16 protein-coding genes are annotated in these 17,256 nt (G+C 49.0%); 7 read left to right on the forward strand and 9 right to left on the reverse strand.

Features of this window, described 5'->3' with window-relative positions; translation table 11 throughout:
* Window positions 1–7: 7 nt before the first annotated feature.
* The 5 genes from HMPREF9194_RS07765 (at window position 8) to HMPREF9194_RS07785 (ending at window position 4,932) form a co-directional block, all read left to right on the forward strand.
* Window positions 8–1,774, forward strand: coding sequence for a phospho-sugar mutase (locus HMPREF9194_RS07765; protein WP_016525818.1), 1,767 nt, complete (start codon window positions 8–10; stop codon window positions 1,772–1,774).
* Complete coding sequence (locus tag HMPREF9194_RS07770) at window positions 1,764–2,351, forward strand: 3'-5' exonuclease (RefSeq protein WP_016525819.1); 588 nt, start codon at window positions 1,764–1,766, stop codon at window positions 2,349–2,351. Before HMPREF9194_RS07765 ends, HMPREF9194_RS07770 begins: the two co-directional genes overlap by 11 nt.
* 30 nt (window positions 2,352–2,381) lie before the next feature.
* Window positions 2,382–2,918, forward strand: a complete 537-nt coding sequence (locus HMPREF9194_RS07775) for a hypothetical protein (RefSeq protein ID WP_016525820.1) — start codon at window positions 2,382–2,384, stop codon at window positions 2,916–2,918.
* A 2-nt stretch (window positions 2,919–2,920) separates the two neighbouring features.
* A complete protein-coding gene (locus HMPREF9194_RS07780; RefSeq protein WP_016525821.1) occupies window positions 2,921–3,697 on the forward strand; it encodes an alpha/beta fold hydrolase in 777 nt (258 codons plus the stop codon).
* A gap of 164 nt (window positions 3,698–3,861) precedes the next feature.
* On the forward strand, window positions 3,862–4,932 hold the full coding sequence (locus HMPREF9194_RS07785) for a DUF7955 domain-containing protein (RefSeq protein WP_016525822.1): 1,071 nt from the start codon (window positions 3,862–3,864) through the stop codon (window positions 4,930–4,932).
* Between the two features lie 25 nt (window positions 4,933–4,957).
* On the opposite strand, the gene HMPREF9194_RS07790 is transcribed toward HMPREF9194_RS07785, so the two are convergent.
* The 4 genes from HMPREF9194_RS07790 to HMPREF9194_RS07805 all read right to left on the reverse strand — a co-directional run bounded on the left by HMPREF9194_RS07790 (window position 4,958) and on the right by HMPREF9194_RS07805 (window position 7,653).
* Window positions 4,958–5,986, reverse strand: a complete 1,029-nt coding sequence (locus tag HMPREF9194_RS07790; protein ID WP_040846268.1) for an endo alpha-1,4 polygalactosaminidase — start codon at window positions 5,984–5,986, stop codon at window positions 4,958–4,960.
* A gap of 14 nt (window positions 5,987–6,000) precedes the next feature.
* Window positions 6,001–6,264 carry a BrnA antitoxin family protein gene (locus HMPREF9194_RS07795; RefSeq protein ID WP_016525824.1) on the reverse strand — a complete coding sequence of 88 codons (264 nt, stop codon included), beginning with the start codon at window positions 6,262–6,264 and terminating at the stop codon, window positions 6,001–6,003.
* Entirely contained in the window at window positions 6,236–6,553 is a 318-nt protein-coding gene (locus tag HMPREF9194_RS07800) for a BrnT family toxin (protein WP_016525825.1), read from the reverse strand. Before HMPREF9194_RS07800 ends, HMPREF9194_RS07795 begins: the two co-directional genes overlap by 29 nt.
* A 110-nt stretch (window positions 6,554–6,663) precedes the next feature.
* Window positions 6,664–7,653, reverse strand: a complete 990-nt coding sequence (locus HMPREF9194_RS07805; protein ID WP_016525826.1) for an ROK family protein — start codon at window positions 7,651–7,653, stop codon at window positions 6,664–6,666.
* 30 nt (window positions 7,654–7,683) lie between these two features.
* Here HMPREF9194_RS07805 and HMPREF9194_RS07810 point away from each other — a divergent pair, with 30 nt between their 5' ends.
* A complete protein-coding gene (locus HMPREF9194_RS07810) occupies window positions 7,684–8,475 on the forward strand; it encodes a copper homeostasis protein CutC (RefSeq protein WP_016525827.1) in 792 nt (263 codons plus the stop codon).
* Between the two features lie 57 nt (window positions 8,476–8,532).
* Complete coding sequence (locus HMPREF9194_RS07815; RefSeq protein ID WP_016525828.1) at window positions 8,533–11,319, forward strand: ankyrin repeat domain-containing protein; 2,787 nt, start codon at window positions 8,533–8,535, stop codon at window positions 11,317–11,319.
* Between the two features lie 15 nt (window positions 11,320–11,334).
* Here HMPREF9194_RS07815 and dnaJ read toward each other — a convergent pair whose 3' ends face one another.
* From dnaJ to HMPREF9194_RS07840, 5 genes are all read right to left on the reverse strand, one after another.
* A complete protein-coding gene (dnaJ, locus tag HMPREF9194_RS07820) occupies window positions 11,335–12,468 on the reverse strand; it encodes a molecular chaperone DnaJ (RefSeq protein ID WP_016525829.1) in 1,134 nt (377 codons plus the stop codon).
* A complete protein-coding gene (dnaK, locus tag HMPREF9194_RS07825) occupies window positions 12,469–14,418 on the reverse strand; it encodes a molecular chaperone DnaK (protein WP_016525830.1) in 1,950 nt (649 codons plus the stop codon).
* A 36-nt stretch (window positions 14,419–14,454) separates the two neighbouring features.
* Entirely contained in the window at window positions 14,455–15,120 is a 666-nt protein-coding gene (locus tag HMPREF9194_RS07830; RefSeq protein WP_016525831.1) for a nucleotide exchange factor GrpE, read from the reverse strand.
* An 89-nt stretch (window positions 15,121–15,209) separates the two neighbouring features.
* Window positions 15,210–16,247 carry an aspartate--ammonia ligase gene (asnA, locus tag HMPREF9194_RS07835; RefSeq protein ID WP_016525832.1) on the reverse strand — a complete coding sequence of 346 codons (1,038 nt, stop codon included), beginning with the start codon at window positions 16,245–16,247 and terminating at the stop codon, window positions 15,210–15,212.
* 125 nt (window positions 16,248–16,372) lie between these two features.
* Window positions 16,373–17,041: a DUF1361 domain-containing protein gene (locus HMPREF9194_RS07840; protein ID WP_016525833.1), complete on the reverse strand. Its 669-nt coding sequence runs from the start codon at window positions 17,039–17,041 to the stop codon at window positions 16,373–16,375.
* Window positions 17,042–17,256 lie beyond the last annotated feature (215 nt).

The following is a 17,256-nucleotide window of genomic DNA, read 5'->3' on the forward strand; positions in this document are numbered from 1 at the left end:
GGCGTTTTTGGATACCAACGAAATTATCGCGCGGGCAAAACAGTACATCGCGCAGGAAACGAACGAGGTTTTTCGCAGCGAAGTCGAAAAACTCGTAAAAGACAATGATATAAAAGAACTGGAAGAGCGCTTTTATCAAAGTTTGGAATTCGGAACGGGCGGTTTGCGCGGCATTATCGGCGGCGGTACGAACCGCATGAACACGCTTATGATTCACAAGGCGACTCAAGGCCTTGCAAACTACTGCATTAAAGCGCTGCCCGAACAAGCCGCCGCGGGAAAGCTTTCGGCCGCCATCGCATACGATTCGCGAAAATATTCGGACGTATTCGCCGAAGAAACGGCATGTATTTTTGCGGCAAACGGCTTTACCGTATATTTATTTACCTCGCTTCGCCCCACTCCCGAACTTTCGTTTGCAATACGCACTTTCGGCTGCACAACCGGGGTTGTCGTAACCGCATCGCACAATCCGCCGCAGTACAACGGCTATAAAGCGTATTGGTCGGACGGCGCGCAGGTAACGCCTCCGCACGATACGGGGATAATCGACGAAGTAAACAAAGTAAACTCAATTAAAATCATTTCGAAAGACGAAGGCGTCAGGCAGGGCAAAATCATCCTCATCGACAACGATGTCGACGAAAAATACTGGGCGATGTGCAAACGCCAATTGTTCCGCCCGGAATTGATAAAGCAAAAAGCGAAGGACGTGCGCGTTGTCTACACGCCGCTTCACGGAACGGGCGCCATGCACGTCGAAAAAGTGCTGGGCGATTTGGGACTTACCGTTATTACCGTTCCCGAACAGCGCAAGCCCGACGGAAATTTTCCGACGGTCGAAAAACCGAACCCGGAAGAAGCGCCGGCCCTTAAAATGGCGATCGAACTTGCAAAAAAAGAAAAAGCCGACGCCGTTATGGCAACCGACCCCGATGCCGACCGATTCGGCAGCGCCGTTCCCGCCGCAAACGGAGAATGGGTACTTATAAGCGGCAATCAAATGGGCGTGCTTTTCACCGACTACATCATCGTATCGCGCAAAGAATTGAACAAAATGCCGAAAAATCCCGCGATAATCCGTTCGATCGTAACCTCGCCGATGGTCGATTACATTGCAAAAGCGAACGGCGTTCATGTCGACGAATGTTTAACCGGCTTCAAATGGATCGCTTCCGTTATGAACCGCTACGATACAAAGCGCGATTACAACTACATTTTCGGTTTTGAAGAAAGCTACGGCTATAACGTCGAAACGGAAGTGCGCGATAAAGACGGCGTTTCGGCTTCGGCCATGTGCGCCGAAATGACGCTGTATTGGAGATCGCAGGGCAAAAGCCTTTTGGAACGCTTGGAAGAACTGTATAAAACCTACGGCTATTTTGAAGACCGCGCCATTTCAAAGAACTTTTTAGGCGCCTCGGGCGTTCAAACGATGAAAGCCATTATGTCCAAACTGCGCAAAGAAGGACTCAAAACTTTGGGCGGCAAAAAAGTCGTCATGATCCGCGATGTCGGCGAAGGCTTTTCGTACGATCCGGAAAATCCGCACAAAAAGCAAAAGCTGGATATTCCTTCGAGCAATGTATTGCAGTTTTTCCTCGAAGACGGATCGATTGTGAGCGCGCGGCCGAGCGGTACCGAACCGAAAATAAAGTTTTATATAAACGCAGTTGTTTTGGATTCGCCTTCGCTCGATGCGGCAAAAAAAGATGCAGACAAGTTGTGCTCGGCAATCGAAAAAGAAATTCAGGCCGTACTTGATGCATCATAAGATCCGCGAATATGCGCGCTTGTATGAAGAGGGGGCGGTTTTTACCGCCTTCGATACGGAAACAACGGGCTTATATTGCGAACGCGACCGCATAATAGAAATAGGTGCCGTAAAATTCGATAAAACCGGCATTTTAGGCACTTATGAAATTCTCATTCACCCCGAAATTTCCGTTCCGCCAAGCGCGTACAAGGTGCACGGTATAAGCGATTTGATGCTTTCGGGCTGCCCGGTCTTCGCCGCGGCGGCTCCCTCCTTTTTGGACTTTATCGAAGGCACGCGCCTTATCGCCCACAATGCGCCGTTCGACACGGGCTTTGTAAACAGCGAGTTGCAAAGAGCCGGCCGCCCCGCCCTTGCCTCTCCTTCCGTGCCGGCCGCAGACACGGTTACGCTTGCGCAAAAAGCCTTCCCCAAGTTAAAAAAATACAATTTGCAGTTTTTAGCCGGCCGCTTCGGTATTCCCAGCGGCACGGCTCACCGCGCCCAAGACGATGCCGGCGTGTGCCGCGAAGTTTTTTTGTATTGCATCGGCAAACACGAAAAGCAACAAGTTCAGCCGGATTTACCGTTTTAAGGTTTGTGTTAACTTTTCCGAAGGAGAAACATGGCAGGAAAATTACCTAAATCATATTCGGCGCTTTGCGCCGCATTTTTGTGCGCATGCATGTTTGCTGCAAACGCACAAACGCTTATCGATAAAATCGATGCGATTCGGCAAACGGACGCGTTGATTGCCGGTATAGAAAGCGCAACCGATTTGCATGATCTTACATACGAGTACGAAGCGCGCGAAAACAAAAACAAACCACTTCTTTCGTACGCGGTAACCTTAAAGCAAAACGCCGACTCGAAAACCGTAAAAGCGGTAATACGCGAAACGGGCGACGGCTGGCAATACATATACACGGCATGGTTTAGCGACGGCAAGGCGGCGGCGATCAGCGAACTGTATAAAAAATACAACGGCATCACAAAATCGTGGGACGAGCGCTTTGTGCGTACATTTTATTTCAGCGATGACCGCGTTTTTGCCGCCGAATACAAAGACGAAAAACCGCGTCTTATTTTGGAAGAAAAACAACTCAACAAAGAACGCGCCGCAAAAATCATGCAAATCGTGCAAAAATCCTTGAGGAGATAAAAATGACTATTCATGAATTCGGAACGGAAAAGAAAGAGGTTCTTGTCTTATTTCATCCACTCGGCGCGCGGTGGGATGTTTTCAACTATGTAACGCCGACATTGCAAAAAGACTTTCATCTTGTCATTCCCGCAATGCCCGGTTTTGATCCGGACGCGCCGGAAACGGATTTTACCTGCGTAGAACGGATTGCCGACGAAACGGCCGCATGGCTTATAAACAGAGGACACAAAAGCATTACCTGTCTTTACGGCTGTTCCATGGGCGGAGCAGTCGCGGCGCGGATGCTTGCAGTCCGAAAGCTGCATGTCGATTGTGCCGTGCTGGACGGCGGCATGACTCCGTATCGGTTTTGGAAGCCGCTGACCTACCTCATCGGCATCCGTGATTTTATGATGCTGGAAATCGGCAAACATATGAGCGTTAAAGCGCTGCGGAACATGTTCGACCCTGAAAAATACACGGAAGACGATCTCAAATACATTAAGAATGCAATGAACGGTATGAGCGCGAAAACGATTTGGCGTTCGTTCTATTCCTGTAATAATTACTCCATGCCCGATCCCGTTCCGCAGATTAACAGCCGAATAGCATATTGGTACGGTGCCGATGAAAAAAAAGCGCGGAAATGGGACATCGAATATATCCGTAAAGCGTTTCCCACTGCACAGATCATTGAAAACACGGGAATGGATCACGCCGAATTTTTTACGCTGCATCCGAAGGAATTTTGCGAAAAGCTGACCGCATGGATCCGTTTGCCCGGCTCAAGTAATTAAATACATTATGGTCTCCGGCATAATCGGCATGTTTTTTGCGGCTCTGCCTGTTTTTCTAACTTATTTTTTCGGGCTGCCGTTTTTACCGACAATTCGGATACTTGCATGTATGCTTGCCGCTGCCGCACAATGACTTATAAAATTAAAATTACAGGGAGAAACATATGAAAAAAATTTCCGTAATTCTTTTTCTGTGCCTTGCAATCGGTTACCCGGCGCTATGTCAGACAAAAACCGCATACATAAAATCGGGCGAATACGCCTTTTACCGGGATACACGGGGGCATATGGATTTTATCCGCGGCTATCTTGCTCTCCGGAAAGGAACTGAGCTGATCGTACTTTCACGCAATGTGGACCGGAAAACAAAAAACGAGTACAACTACTACTTTTCCGTACGCGACGGCATAAACGATAAAGGAGAAAAAGAATTTGGAATCGGCGGTACGGTAGGATTGCAAAAGCAGCCGCAGGCCGAAATAGTGCAGGCATGCGTCGATTTTCTGAACTTCGTTACGATATACGATTCTTCCAAATCACAATTTAAAGACTGCAAAACGGTTGAAGACCCGTGGGACAATTACACGCTTTTATACGAATTAAACAATGCGCTGCCCTTATTCAGATTCAACACAATTACGATGAAAGGTAAAAACGAACCTTCATACGTTTTATTTAAAGGAGGAACACTGAACTCGGACAGCGACGGCCGGGAATTCTTTGAGGCGGATTTGTCGCAGCCGGAAGAAATCAAGAGGGAAAACGTCGGCTTAAAAATTCCTAAAAAAAATAAAATGAATGTCGTGTTAAACGGGCTGAAAGCGCGTTTAGATGAAAACTGGAAATATAACGAAGAGTTCGGCTTCCCCGGCTATTGGCTCAACGTAAACGGACTTCGCGATTCGCAAATCGGAATTGAAAAAACGGACATATCGCTCATGGGCGATTTACAAACCGATGATTTTTTTACGCGCATGGCACGCACGGCCGTTGAGCATTATCCTTTGCCGGATTACAATTCGGTGCAATTCAAGGTAACGGAAAAACATACCGAACTTTCATATTTTTTTCTCGATGAAAATCAACGCAAAAACTATCAATATTACTTTTTCTGCAAGCGGGATAAAAATATATACATAGTAAACTTTTCAACCTTTGCCGACATATATGAAGCGAATAAATCCTATTTTACCGATATACTGTCGTACGTGCTGAAAAACAACGGTTTACGATAATAAAATAAAGATGCGAATAATTAACTCAATGCCGGCTGTTTTCAAAATATTCGAAAGCATCGATGATGTCGAGGTAAACTCCGTCGAAACCGGCATCGAGAATTTTTTGCAAATAGGAATCTTCAGTGCCGAAGATGATGTTTTGCCATTCGGGGTGCCAATAGGCGACCTTATAATTACCCTTCCATAACGGATTTTCTTTTTTAAGCCATGCGGGCTTTGAGCGCTTCCAGCTTTCGTTCCAATAATACCGATAGGTTTCCGCTTCGCCGATACTCATGTAGGCGATAACTTGACGGCGCGCGCCGTTCGGCTTAACTTGTAAACGCTGCACATCCGAAAAATCAAGCTTTTCATCGGCGCAAAACAAATCGATTATAAACATATCGTAATTCGTTGTGCAAAGTGCGGCGATAAAATCTTCCTTTGAAGAAAATCTTTCGGGGTTAATCAAATATAAAAAATTTTTTGCGTCGGCGACGCTCAAAATCGGATCGCCGTTTTCGTTAAAGGGTGCGCTCGGATACGCAGGAACGTTCGTCAAATTCCGCTCGTCGGCGGCAAAAGAAATATAGCCGTTTTTATAATTTTGCGCATACGAAAAATCAACGGAAGGAGGCGTGCTGCAATAATCGATAACGAGAACCTTTTTTCCGGCTGCTTTGAACGCATCACAAAAGTTTTTCATATAGGAAGAAACAGCTTCGGGCGTCGCTTTGTCGTCCGCTTCGTAGCCGAAATATAAGTCTTCCCTGCCCGTCCCCGAAACGGCATCCATATATGTTTCGATGTCGGCGCCGTCGAGCTCACCGGCAGAGGCTTTATCCGCAGACTCATCCGCGCTGTCAATCGGTTCCGACTCAATCAATTCCTGACCGTTTTGCGGAATGACGGCAAATGAAGGGGAAGAAAGGCGCGCCGTTCGCGCAATGGAAACGACGAATTTTCGCATTTCACCGCGATAATCGACGGCGGAAGATTTAGCCGATGTGCGGCATGCGCTTATCGACAGCACAAAGAACAACAGGGAAGCAATAAGAATATTTTTTTTCATACCATCCTCGTACATTACCCGAAAAGAGCCTGACGTAAAATACTGTTTATTCGTGTTTGACATATTTCTCCTTCCGTCTCTAATGCTTTCAATATATCCATATCTATTGCTATTGATATTGTCTTCTTTGGAGGAGGAGACAGAAAAGATTCCATCAGACCGGGTTTGAATTCTTTTAACTGCTCATCGGTAAATTCGGGAATATCTTCATCGAAGATTATAGACCTGTTTTTAATTTCATTTATTCTTTTATCCGTTAACTTTTTTGACATAATCATAATACACCTCCTGCAATTTTTTTTCGGCTCTCCGTGCAGATATAATTCGTACGCGGTTATTCTGTTCTGTATGATAGACTACAATAATGAGAACACCATTTAAACAACCGATACTATAAAAACGTTGCTCCTCTTGGGAATGAATATCGTCATACCTTGTAAGAAGATACGGATCCTTGAATACCTCGGTTATTTCATCAAAACCGAATCCGTGCTTTTTTATATTGTTCTCATTTTTTTCCATATCCCATTCAAATAAAGTATCTTCACTTACGATTACGGTTCCCATAATAACCCCTAAGTAAAAGCATACATCCTATTCTGCAGATCTGCAAGTTTAAAATAATAGCTATCTTTCCTTTTTTCTTTTAATACCTTGCGGTACGGTTTTGCGGTATTTTACGGGAGCGCATTCAACAGCGCGGCTCCGACAACGCCCGCCTTATCCTGTAATTTACCCGTGCAGATGAGCGGCAAAGCGGTGTTCGGCCCGCGAAGGCATTCTTTTTCGGCGATAGCGCGCAGCGGCTCAAGCAGCGCCTCTCCTTCTTTACTTACGCCGCCGGAAAGCGTGATAATCTGCGGCTGAAAAATACTTACGGCGTTTACGATACAGGCCGCAAGCGTGCGGACATAAAAGTGTACGGCTTGAACGGCGGCATCATCCCCTGTTTTTGCGACACGAAAAGCCGTTTTTGCCGAAACGTTTTCAAGCTTTCCTTCCGCTTCGCGCCACAGCATACTGTCAGGATACTTTTCCATAAATTCCATTGTCGTTTGCCTTAGGCCGGTTGCCGAAGCGTACATGTTTACGCAGCCTTTCCGCCCGCACGGGCAGGGCCGTCCGTCAAGTTCTATAACCGTGTGCCCCAATTCGCCTGCAAGCCCGTTGCCGCCGCGGAAGATTTTTCCGCCGATGATGATTCCCGAACCTATTCCCGTTCCGAGCGTAATCGATACCAAATCGCTGCAGGTTTTTCCGTCGGACTTTCCGGTAAAGCTTTCTTTTCCCGTACCCGCGATAAACTCGCCCCAAGCGGCCGCGTTCGCATCGTTTTCAACGCAAACGGGAATGCGCAATTTTTCTTCCAAATATTCTTTTATCGGAACTCCGTAAAATCCCAAATTGGCGGCGGTTTCTATAACGCCGGTTTCGATGTTTACAATGCCGGGAGTACCGATTCCCACATACGAAAAGCTGCGCAAAGATAAAGCCGGAAGCTGTTCAAGCACATCGGACACGGCGGAGGCGCAATCGTCAAGTATCTCGTTCCACGGACGAGGAAGCATGGTGCGCCTCACGGCCGAAGCGATAATGCGGTAATGTTTATCGAGCACGGATGCTTTAATCATCGTCCCGCCCAAATCTATTCCCAAAAAATATTCCATATCGCACTATAATGTGCTATAATCGCATTCATGTCAATCAATACGAATAATCGGTTTTATAAAATGCTTGAAGTATGCGCCGACTCTTCAGAAAGCGCGCTCACGGCGCAAAAAGCGGGAGCTATGCGCATAGAACTGTGCGCAAACCTTATTATCGGCGGCACCACGCCGACGCTCGCCCTTGTAGAAGCGGTAAAAAAAGAACTGTCGATTCCCGTGCATGTACTCATTCGGCCGCGCTTCGGCGACTTTTGCTACGGCAAAGCCGAAATAACGCAAATGGCGCGAGACATAGAGCTGTGCCGTAAAGCGGGAGCCGACGGCATCGTCATTGGCTGTTTGAAAACCGACGGCTCGCTCGATGAAAAAGCGCTGCGTACGCTTATGAGCGCAGCGGAAGCTAAAGACGGGGCGAAAAAAGTTTCGTTTACGCTTCACCGCGCCTTCGATATGTGTAAAGATCCCTTTGAAGCCTACGAAAAAGCGGCCGAACTCGGATTCGACACGATTTTAACCTCGGGACAAAAGGCAAGCTGCTATGAAGGCCGCTTTCTTTTAAAAGAACTGCAAAAAAAACGCGGCGCAAAAGGCCCGGTCATTATGGCGGGAAGCGGCTTAAAACCCGAACTGATTGTACCGCTTTTTGAAGAAACCGGCGTGCGCTGTTTTCACCTTTCGGGGAAAAAAATCGTTCAAAGCCCCATGCGCTATAAAAATCCTGAAGTCAGCATGTCGGTAAAAAGCTTCAGCGAATACGAATTGTGGAGCGCCGACGAAAACGTCATACGCGAAGCGCGGCGACAATTGAACGGCATCGGCTAGTGCCCTGATGCCCATTTTTCGCTCAATTCTTATTCCGCTTATATCGATAATCATAGTATGGAAATATGCATAATTAAACACAAACACGGCTTAGCCGTTTTATCCGCCGTTTTTATTTTATGCGCCGCACTGTTCGGCGGCTGTCTTACGACTTCGCCTGCCGGACAAAGCCGACAAATGAGCATACAGCAACTGATTCTTGCGGGCAAAACCGACGAAGTGCGCGCGCTGTTCCAATCGCAAACCGACATAAATATGACGGACGACAACGGGAACACGGCGCTTCACATAGCCGCACAGGTAAACGATGCGCCGCTGGTTACCTTTTTGCTTTATAAAGGCGCCGATTCCGAAATCAAAAATTATGCCGGCGATACGCCCCTTCTCGCTGCGGTAAAAAACCGTGCAACGGATTCCGCCGCGGTTCTTGCCGAACTCAAGGGAAACATTTTTGCAAAAGACGCCGAAGGCAACAGCGCTTTCGATATCGGCTTAAAGCAGGGAACGACTTTTTTCGACGCGCTGCTTACGACGCGCACGGGCGATATGCGGGACATCGAAGGACAAAGCATCATTCATTATTTAGTCCGGAATAAAAACAAGCAGGCAATCGATTTTTGCATTAAAAAGAACATTCCGCTTTCGGTAACGGATATAAAAGGCGTAAGCCCGCTGACACTCGCTTATTCGCAAAAAGACATCGATTCGGTCGATATCGCTGCGGCACTCATTTTGGCAAACGCGGAACCCGAACGCGGTTCTCATGCATATTTTGAAGACGCGGTAAAAACGCGCAATCTTTCCATGCGCTTCAGCGACGGACAAAGCCCGCTGCATTTTGCCGTCATCGCGGGCGATAAAGCGATTGTGCAGTATTTAATCCGCGAAGGCGCGTCGATTCAGGCAAAAGACATTTCAGGCTCGACGCCCCTGCACGAAGCGGTCCGCTACGGCAGAACGGAAATCGCCGTTATGCTGCTGGATGCGGGAGCAAACGTCAATGCGCGCGACAGTATCGGAAAAACGCCCTTGCTCATTATCATGCCCGATAAAACCCGCCGGGAACTGTACGATATGCTTTTGGCGCACAAAGCGGACGCAAATGCCGTCGATTCGTTCGGCGATAACTGCCTGCATGTTGCGACAATGACCAAAACCGACGTTGCCGTTTTGGAAGCGCTCGCTTCGCGCGGTGCCGACGTCAACGGGCGCAATAAAAAAGGCGTTACGCCTTTAGCTCAAGCCGTCGAACATAAAAACACCGCCCACATCGCTTTTTTCGCATCGAAAGGAGCCGACATACATGCCGAAGACGTAAACGGCAACACGCCCTTTACACGCTCGCTCGAAATCGGTTTGGACATGACAAAGACGCTCATAAACCGCACTACGGTCAATACGCGCGACTCCATCGGCAACACGCCGCTTCACATTGCGGTATTCAACAAAGCGGGCGCCGATCAAATAACCTATTTACTGGAAAACGGTGCCGAAATCAATGCACGCAACCGAAGCGGAGATTCTCCTTTATATATGGCGGTACGCCAAAACAACAGGCTCATCGGCGAAATGCTTTTATCGCGCGGAGCCGACGTATTTTCGACCAATACGGCAAACTATTCGCCGCTGCGTTTGGCGCTCAGCGCCGGAGGCGATGTACAGGATTGGCTTTTAACCTCCGAAGTAATACGGTCCGTCGACGGAATGGGAAACACTCCGCTTCATTATGCGGCCGAATGGCAGCTTAACGATTCGGCAGCCGTCATTATCGAAAAAGGCGCTTCGGTGAACACGCAAAACACAAATGGCGAAACGCCCGTTTTCAGCGCCGTAAAATCGGACAATGCCGACGCGATAAAGCTGTTTGTAAAAAACGGCGCAAATCAAAACCTGCGCGACTATTTGGGCAACACGCCCCTTCATTCATGCGTAAGATGGAACGCGGAAAAATCGGCTTTGGCGCTTTTGGCAAGTGCCGACGTAAACGCGAAAAACCTTGCGGGCAAAACACCGCTGCATGAAGCCGCCCGCAGCCGAAACACCGCCATGGCCGAATTGCTCTTGCGCAGCAGGGCCGACATCAATTCGACCGATATTATCGGACGCACACCGCTTATGGACGCCGTACAAAGCGAAGACATAGGCATGGCCGATCTGCTTCTTAAAAACGGGGCAAGTCCTTCGATCCAGGAAATGTACGGACGCACCGCCTACCACGACGCGGCGGAAACGGCCAACATCGACTTGATCCGTCTGCTCAGAAAATCGGGCGGCAACCCGCTCGCGCGTGACATACACGGAAGAACGCCGCTGTCCCTCGTTTTGCATAAAGACATGGCGGTTATCCGCGCCGTGCTGGGAACCGATGTGAACCTCGCCGATTCGGACGGAAATACGCCCGCACATATAGCGGTAAATTCATCGGTACCCGCCCGCGTATTCGAAGAATTGATTTCAGCCGGCTATCCGGTCGATCGGCGCAACAGGGAAGGCGTTACGCCCCTTTTGCTTGCGGTTAAACAGGGAAAAACCGACCTTGCCCGCATAGCCTTGCAAAAAGGCGCCGATCCGTTCGCTAAAGATAATTCGTCCGAATGCGCCGTAAGCTATGCTTTAAAGCACAGCGCCGACATGCTGAATATGATTGTACAGATAGCGGGCGCAAAGCGCGACATCGCCGGAGAAACCGTCCTGCACTACGCGGCACGTGAAGCCGATTCTCAAACCGTACAGCGTCTTTTGTCGATGGGCATTGACCGCACCGTCAAAAACATCTCGGGCGAAACTGCCTACGACACCGCCGTCCGCTGGAAACGGCCCGACATAGCCGCACTTCTTAAATGATTGTACGGATCTTCTTTAATTCCCCAAATCGGAGATGGCGACAGGTTTGGGGTTGGCGTCTTCGCCTTGTATGGCGGCCACTTCTTCCAAAAGCTGTTTTGCTTTTACCGAAAGTTTGGTCGGTACGGTAATTAAAACCTTAATGTACATATCGCCGTTGCGGCCGCTGGTGCCGTAGGGTACGCCTTCGCCGCGCAAGCGCAAAAGCTTTCCGTGCTGTGTGCCGGCGGGAATCCGCATTTTGATTTTTTTATCGTCCAAAGACGTTACGGTAATTTCCGAACCCAAGGCGGCCTGCGTCATCGAAACGGGAATCGCGCAGTACAAGTCCTGTCCGTTGCGCTCAAAATAGCGGTGAGGCGCTACATGGAGAATAATCACCAAATCGCCTGCAGGACCTCCGTTTCGCCCGGCGTCTCCTTGGTTGGGAACGGTTATGCGCTTGCCGTTGTCGACTCCGGGAGGAATCGTAACGACGATTTTTTTGCGTTTTTTTTGCAAGCCGGAACCGCCGCAAACCTTGCAGGGGTTGTCGACGACCGTTCCCTCGCCCTGACAGGTCGGGCATGTTTGCGCCACGCTGAAAAATCCCGCGCTGCGCCGGATCTGCCCCGCACCGCCGCACGACGGGCAGGTTTTGCGTTTTGAACCTTCGGCACCGCCGGTTCCCCGGCAGCTTTCGCATGCCTCGTTGTGCTGAAACGATATTTCGGCTTTGGTACCGAACACGGCGTCTTTAAACGAGATTTCAAGGTCGTAACGCAAAGAGGCCCCGTGATCGGGACCTCCGCTTCTGCGCCGACTTGAACTTGCGCCTCCGCCGAAAAGGTTTTCGAACACATCGCCGAAGCCGCCGAACAAGTCTTCAAAGTCATGGAAGGCGTGCGAATATCCCTGATTTCCGCCGCTTCCGCCCGCCATGCCTTCAAGCCCCGCAAAGCCGTATTGATCATATATCTGACGTTTTTGGTCGTCCGAAAGCACTTCGTATGCTTCGGTAGCTTCCTTAAACTTATCCTCGGCTTCTTTATTGCCGGGATTTTTATCGGGATGATACATGACGGCCAGCTTGCGGTAGCCTTTTTTAATTTCCTCTTTCGTGGCGCCCTTTTGGACGCCAAGAACTTCGTAATAATCGCGCTTTGCCATTTATTTGTCGTCGTCTACCACTTCGTAATCCACATCGTCGGCTTTGCCCGAAGCGGCTCCGCCATTGCTATTGCCTGAACCCGCGCTTGAAGAATCGCTCGAACCGGAAGACGAACCCTGAGCCGCCCCTTGGGCACCCTGAGCCGCCGCCTGCTGCTTGTACACTTCTTCGGCGATCTTATACGACGCCTGCTTTAAAGCTTCGGTTTTGGCTTTGATATCTTCAACATTGTCGCCCGAAAGCGCTTGTTTAAGGGCTGCGACCGCATCTTCTATCTTTTGCTTTTCGGCGGCGTTTACCTTGTCGCCCAATTCTTTAAGCGTTTTTTCGGTCGCGTACACCATCGAATCGCCTTCGTTGCGCGCATCGACTTTTTCGCGTTCTTTTTTATCCGCTTCGGCATTCGCTTCGGCTTCTTTTACCATGCGCTCGATTTCGCTTTCGCTCAAACCGCTCGAAGATTCGATGCGCACGCTTTGCTCTTTACCCGTACCCAAATCTTTTGCGGATACGTGCACAATACCGTTCGCGTCGATGTCAAAGGTTACTTCAATTTGCGGAACACCGCGCGGTGCGGGAGGAATTCCTACCAAGTCAAAGCGCCCGAGCGTACGGTTTTGAGCGGCCATTTCGCGCTCGCCCTGCAATACGTGGATCGATACGGCGGTTTGTCCGTCGGCGGCAGTCGAAAAGATTTGACTTTTGCGCGTAGGAATCGTCGTGTTGCGCGGAATAAGTTTTGTAAAGACGGCGCCCATCGTTTCGATACCGAGCGACAGCGGCGTAACGTCGAGCAGCAAAATGTCTTTTACATCGCCGCCCAAAATACCGCCCTGTATTGCAGCGCCTATGGCAACGGCTTCGTCGGGGTTAACGCCCTTTGAACCTTCTTTGCCGAAAATCTCTTTTACCGTCTGCATAACCTTGGGCATACGGGTAGATCCGCCGACCAAAAGCACTTCGTCGATTTTCGACGCGTCGATTCCCGCATCGGCTAACGCTTTGCGGCAGGGTTCTTTGGTGCGCTCAAGCAAATCTTCGGTCATTTGTTCGAATTTTGCGCGCGTCAACGTTTTTTGCAAGTGCTTGGGACCGGATGCGTCCGCCGTAATAAAGGGCAGATTGATTTCGGTCGACGACTGCGACGAAAGCTCGATTTTCGCCTTTTCGGCGGCTTCGCGCAAACGCTGCAAAGCCATGCGGTCTTTCGACAAATCGATGCCCGTGTCGGCTTTAAACTCGTCGGTGAGCCAGTTGATTATTTTGCGGTCGAAATCGTCGCCGCCCAAGTGGGTGTCGCCGTTTGTCGATTTTACTTCGAATACGCCGTCGCCCAATTCAAGGATGGAAATATCGAAAGTACCGCCGCCCAAGTCGTAAACGGCGATTATTTTTTCGCTTTTTTGCTCTTTGCTGAAACCGTAGGCTAAAGAAGCGGCGGTCGGTTCGTTGATAATGCGCTTAACGTCGAGACCCGCGATTTTTCCCGCGTCTTTGGTCGCTTGGCGCTGCGCATCGTTAAAATATGCCGGAACGGTGATTACCGCTTCGGTAACCGGTTCGCCCAAATAGTCTTCGGCGGTTTTTTTCATTTTTTGCAAAATAAACGCGCTGATTTCCTGCGGCGAATATTCTTTTCCCTCAATAGCGATCCTGACGTCTTCGCCGTGATCGACAACCTTATACGGAACCAGTTTTGCTTCTCCGGACAATTCGCTGTAGCGATGCCCGATAAAGCGCTTTATCGAATATACCGTGTTTTCGGGGTTCGTAATCATTTGGTTTTTTGCAGGCTGACCGACAATGCGCTCGCCCTTTGATGTAAAGCCGACAATGGACGGGGTTGTCCTTCCGCCTTCCGAATTCGGAATAACGACAGGCTCGCCGCCTTCCATAACAGCTACGCAGGAATTGGTCGTTCCCAAGTCAATACCGATAATTTTTCCCATAGTCTTCTTCTCCTACAAATTAGTTTATTTTATTTATTATTCGGCAGCCGAATCGGAATCGGACGTTTGAGCGGAATCGCTTTCGCAGGAAGCGCCGGATTCTTTTTGCGTGCCGTCGGGCGTCGTTACCATCACTTTCGCGTGGCGGATAACCCGATCTTTTAACATATATCCCTTTAAATATACTTCCGAACAAACCGGTTCGGCAACAGGTCCCTTGTTCGTCGCAATCGCTTCGTGTTTGTCGTGATCGAACAGGTCGCCCTTTTCGCCGTAGACGCTTAAGTCATACTTCGTTTCGAGCAGACTGTGCATTTGCTTGTTGATCATGGCGATGCCGTCGACAACCGGCTTGAGGTCGGCAAGCGGTTTGCCTTCGGCGTCTACTCCGGCCGCAAGGGCGCGGTCAAAATCGTCGAGTATGCCGATTAAGTCGGTAAGTAGATTGGCATTCGCATAATCGAAGATTTCCTGTTTTTCTTTAACCATGCGCTTGCGGTAATTTTCAAAATCGGCCGATTTACGAAGATATTTATCCTGCAAGTCGGCGTTTTCCGCTTCGAGAGCGGCGATGCGTTCTTCGGCGGTTTGTTCTTTTGAAGTTTGTCCGTTTGCGTCCGCACTTTGCGTTTCAGAGGCCGTTTGCGGATTTTCGGTTACGGTTTCTTCGTTTTCTTTGTGTTTCGTTTCTTTTGTGCTCATTACAAATCCTATTGTATAATGATACTTTTAAGGTACTAACGGTAAGGGCTTATCGTCAACAGCAAACGAAATTTTTTTGCCGTATTCCGCTACAAAAGCGGAATACCCCGTTTTTTGCATTTTTTTATCATATCGTCCGGCCACGAGCTGACTTGCACTTCGCCGATGTGAGCTTTGCGCAAAAAATACATGCACAGACGCGATTGCCCGATGCCGCCGCCTGCGCACAGGGGCAATTCTCCTGCCAAAAGGCGTTTATGAAAGTATAATTTTTTGCGTTCGGTACAACCGCGCTGCTCAAGCTGAAGGTTCAGCGTTTCGGGCGACACGCGAATTCCCATCGAGGAAAGTTCGAGCGCGTTTTGCAAAACGGGGTTCCACACCAAAAGGTCGCCGTTTAAGCCGCAGTGCCCGTCGCCCGTTTCGGTTATCCAATCGTCGTAGTCGGGGGCGCGCCCGTCGTGGGGTTTGCCGTCGGCAAGCGGGGCTCCGATGCCGGCGATAAAAACGGCGCCGTATTCGCGGCAAACCGCGTTTTCGCGCTCTTTCGGCGTCAAATCGGGATAGCGTTTTTGCAAATCTTCGGAAAACACAAAGGTAAGTTTTTCGGGCAGCACGGGCGCGATAACGGGAAAATGGTCGTAAATATAAAATTCCGTCCGTTTAAGGCAGCGGTAAATTTTTTTAACCGTATCGCGCAAAAAAAAGATCGTGCGGTCGTTTTCGCCGATAACCGTTTCCCAATCCCATTGATCGACGTACAGCGAATGAACGGCGTCCAGCTCTTCGCTTGCGCGGATTGCGTTCATGTCGGTATAAATGCCGAAACCTTCTTTCAGCTTCAAATCGGCAAGTTTTATGCGCTTCCATTTTGCAAGCGAATGCACGATTTCCATGCGCGCATTATTCATGCCCGGCGCGGTAAACGAAACGGGTTCTTCCACGCCGTTCAAATCATCGTTCAAGCCCGTACCCGACTGCACAAAAAGCGGCGCGGTAACGCGGGTTAAATTCAATTCAGTCGATAAGGCAAGCTGAAAAAAATCCTTAATCATGACAATGGCGTGTTCCGTTTCGCGCACCGAAAGCGCGCTCTCATACGGACCGGCCGGCCACAGTTCCGACATAAAAACCTCTTTATGAAAGCCTTATTTTATACATCTGAAAGATTTTTGTCCAGAGTCATGAAAAACGTACATCCTTGTATGTTTTTCATCGCAAGTTTCAGGCTTCAGCCTAAAACATCGCGCACTTACGGCTTGTCCGGCGTCCTGCCCGTTTGCTTAAACGCGGCATATACGAGGTTTAAAAGGGTGCCGAGCAAAAAGGTAAACAGCCATGCGGACAAGTGCCGGACGGGACTGGCTATGCGTTCGTATACGTCGCCGAAAAGCAAAACGGGATTTGCAAACACGTCCCAGCTGTTCCAGCGCAAAAAGCGGCCGATGTACACGCCGAAGCACGACACATATATCATAAGACAAACCAGTATTTTAATTACGGCCGGCTTATATTTTTCGTTGAGCCTGATTTCAATAAAATTCAAGCTCACAAAAGCGTACAAAAGACCGGTAAAAGCGTAGCTTAACAGCATGATAAAATCGTACCACACGGGAACCGAAAGGTCTTTGCGCAAATGCAGCAAATCGGTGAGCACATAAGGCGCATTCGGGAAAAAAAGCATCCACACGAACATAATTAAGGCAAGCACGATGTTGTTTTTGATTTTGTGAAAGTATAAAAACGAAGAAAGCAGCCACGGGACGAAGGCCAAAAAGAGGTTCCATACCATAAACAAAAAAACGTTTTTTTGCGTAAAGGCAATCCGCGCAACCGTAAGCGCAAGAGAAAACAACGATAAATACATAAGCACGAATGTCGATGTAAGACTGAAAATATTTTTTAAGTATAAGCGCACCATGTTCCCCCTCGCCTACTATACACCGTACGCCGAAAAAGGTACAGGGCATCCGATTGCATAAACAGGGATTCAGCATGAAAAGTTTGGTATAGCATAAGACAAAAGGATAGAACTTTTTGAGTCTGAATTACGTGGATTTTGAATGAGAAATTCTTCTTTCCCGTATAAGAGGACAGGGCTTCGGCATGACTAAAGGCCGTAAAAGAAAACGAGGA

Source organism: Treponema maltophilum ATCC 51939 (genome assembly GCF_000413055.1).
Lineage (GTDB): Bacteria > Spirochaetota > Spirochaetia > Treponematales > Treponemataceae > Treponema_C > Treponema_C maltophilum.

Coding starts and splice junctions, on each gene's coding strand:
- HMPREF9194_RS07790 (WP_040846268.1), bottom strand. CDS start 5,986: ATGAAAAAAAATATTCTTATTGCTTCCCTGTTGTTCTTTGTGCTGTCG.
- dnaJ (WP_016525829.1), bottom strand. CDS start 12,468: ATGGCAAAGCGCGATTATTACGAAGTTCTTGGCGTCCAAAAGGGCGCC.
- HMPREF9194_RS07770 (WP_016525819.1), top strand. CDS start 1,764: ATGCATCATAAGATCCGCGAATATGCGCGCTTGTATGAAGAGGGGGCG.
- HMPREF9194_RS07810 (WP_016525827.1), top strand. CDS start 7,684: ATGTCAATCAATACGAATAATCGGTTTTATAAAATGCTTGAAGTATGC.
- HMPREF9194_RS07800 (WP_016525825.1), bottom strand. CDS start 6,553: ATGGGAACCGTAATCGTAAGTGAAGATACTTTATTTGAATGGGATATG.
- dnaK (WP_016525830.1), bottom strand. CDS start 14,418: ATGGGAAAAATTATCGGTATTGACTTGGGAACGACCAATTCCTGCGTA.
- HMPREF9194_RS07795 (WP_016525824.1), bottom strand. CDS start 6,264: ATGATTATGTCAAAAAAGTTAACGGATAAAAGAATAAATGAAATTAAA.
- HMPREF9194_RS07815 (WP_016525828.1), top strand. CDS start 8,533: ATGGAAATATGCATAATTAAACACAAACACGGCTTAGCCGTTTTATCC.
- HMPREF9194_RS07805 (WP_016525826.1), bottom strand. CDS start 7,653: ATGGAATATTTTTTGGGAATAGATTTGGGCGGGACGATGATTAAAGCA.
- HMPREF9194_RS07775 (WP_016525820.1), top strand. CDS start 2,382: ATGGCAGGAAAATTACCTAAATCATATTCGGCGCTTTGCGCCGCATTT.
- HMPREF9194_RS07840 (WP_016525833.1), bottom strand. CDS start 17,041: ATGGTGCGCTTATACTTAAAAAATATTTTCAGTCTTACATCGACATTC.
- HMPREF9194_RS07780 (WP_016525821.1), top strand. CDS start 2,921: ATGACTATTCATGAATTCGGAACGGAAAAGAAAGAGGTTCTTGTCTTA.
- HMPREF9194_RS07785 (WP_016525822.1), top strand. CDS start 3,862: ATGAAAAAAATTTCCGTAATTCTTTTTCTGTGCCTTGCAATCGGTTAC.
- HMPREF9194_RS07830 (WP_016525831.1), bottom strand. CDS start 15,120: ATGAGCACAAAAGAAACGAAACACAAAGAAAACGAAGAAACCGTAACC.
- asnA (WP_016525832.1), bottom strand. CDS start 16,247: ATGTCGGAACTGTGGCCGGCCGGTCCGTATGAGAGCGCGCTTTCGGTG.